The organism is Sandarakinorhabdus sp., from assembly GCF_032115815.1.
Classification (GTDB): Bacteria; Pseudomonadota; Alphaproteobacteria; order Sphingomonadales; family Sphingomonadaceae; genus Sandarakinorhabdus.
This window is the reverse complement of record NZ_JAUMBI010000117.1, coordinates 822-2,444: the sequence shown is the minus strand read 5'-3', so window position 1 is coordinate 2,444 and position 1,623 is coordinate 822. Positions and strand designations below refer to the sequence as shown.

Below are 1,623 nucleotides of genomic sequence, written 5' to 3'. Positions count from 1 at the left end.
CCGCGTGAAGACGATGGCCGAATTCCGCCAGTGACGTTCTTACAGTCGTGTCATCGCCAGTGCGGCCTTGCTGCCATAGCGCAGGCCGGCGGTGTGGGGCAGGGCAGTATCGAGGGCAGCGATGTCGTCCGCTGACAGGCTGAGCGCGGCGGCGCCGGCGGTGTCGATCAGGGTGGTGCGGCGCTTGCAGCCGGGGATGGGCACGACGTCCGGCCCTTTTGCCAGCAGCCAGGCAATGGCCACTTGGGCCGGGCTGGCGCTGTGGGCGGTGGCGATGGCCTGCACCACGGCGACGGCGGCCATGTTGGCGTCGTAATTCTCGCCCTGATAGCGCGGATCGGCCTTGCGATAATCACCGTCGGGCAGGTCTTCAGCGCGCGGCACGCTGCCGGTGAGGAAACCGCGGCCCAGCGGGGAATAGGGCACGAAAGTGACGCCAAGTTCGCGGGCGGTGGGCGCGATTTCGGCCTCCACGTCGCGTTCCCACAGGCTCCATTCGCTTTGCAGGGCGGCGATGGGGGCAACGGCGCAGGCGCGGCGCAGGGTGGCGGCGGAGCATTCGGACAGGCCGATGGTGCGGATCTTGCCCTCCTTCACCAGGTCCGCCAGCGTCCCGACCACATCCTCGATTGGCACGGCAGGATCGACGCGGTGCTGGTAGAACAGGTCGATCACGTCGGTGTTCAGGCGATTCAACGACGCCTCGCACACGGCGCGGATATGGGCGGGCCGGCTGTTGACGCCGGCCATGCGGCCATTTTCGATTGCAAAACCGAACTTGGTGGCGATCACGACCTGGTGGCGGCGGCCGGCAAGGGCTTCGGCGACCAGCTCCTCATTGGCAAACGGGCCATAGATTTCGGCGGTGTCGAAGAAGTTGATGCCGATATTCAATGCGTGGTGGATGGTGGCGATGGCTTCGGCGCGATCCACCGGGCCATACATGGCGGCCTGGCCCGCGGTGCCGGCCATGCCCATGCAGCCCAGCCCGATGGCGGAAACACTCAATGGGCCGATGTTGCGCCGTTGCATGCCGCATCCTTTCTTTGGTTCGCATCACAGGCTAGAGATTGCGGCCATGAGCAGCAAGCAAACCCGCCGTTATTTCGGCACCGATGGTATTCGTGGCCTGACCAATACGCCGCCGATGACGGCCGCCATCGCCATGAAGGTGGGCCAGGCCGCCGGGCGGCATTTCCTGCGGGGGAGCCACAAGCATCGCGTCGTGATCGGCAAGGATACGCGGCTTTCAGGCTACATGATGGAATCGGCGCTGGTCGCCGGCTTTACCAGTGTCGGCATGGACGTGACGTTGCTGGGCCCGATGCCCACCCCGGCGGTGGCCATGCTCACACGATCGATGCGGGCTGATCTGGGAGTGATGATCTCCGCCAGCCACAATCCGTTCCACGACAATGGCATCAAGCTGTTCGGCCCCGATGGCTACAAGCTTTCGGATGCCGATGAAGCCGCCATCGAGGCGATGCTGGAAGAGGAGATTCCGCTGGCCGAACCGCGCGCCATTGGCCGGGCGCGGCGGATCGACGACGCGCAGGGGCGCTATATCCATTTTGCCAAGGCGACCTTTCCCGAACATCTGCGCCTTGATGGGCTGAAGATCGT

Annotated in this window: 1 protein-coding gene and 1 pseudogene; one reads left to right on the top strand and one right to left on the bottom strand. The window is 65.1% G+C overall.

Going from position 1 to position 1,623, the window contains the following annotated elements; translation table 11 throughout:
* Positions 1 to 39: 39 nt before the first annotated feature.
* Positions 40 to 1,032, bottom strand: a complete 993-nt coding sequence (locus tag RT662_RS07140) for an aldo/keto reductase (protein ID WP_313670019.1) — start codon at positions 1,030 to 1,032, stop codon at positions 40 to 42.
* 46 nt (positions 1,033 to 1,078) lie between these two features.
* Between RT662_RS07140 and RT662_RS07135 the strand changes: the two are divergent.
* A pseudogene (locus RT662_RS07135) lies at positions 1,079 to 1,623 on the top strand (phosphoglucosamine mutase); the annotation flags it as partial.

Excerpts from the sequence above, each read along its gene's own strand:
- RT662_RS07140 (WP_313670019.1), bottom strand. The coding sequence starts at position 1,032 with ATGCAACGGCGCAACATCGGCCCATTGAGTGTTTCCGCCATCGGGCTG.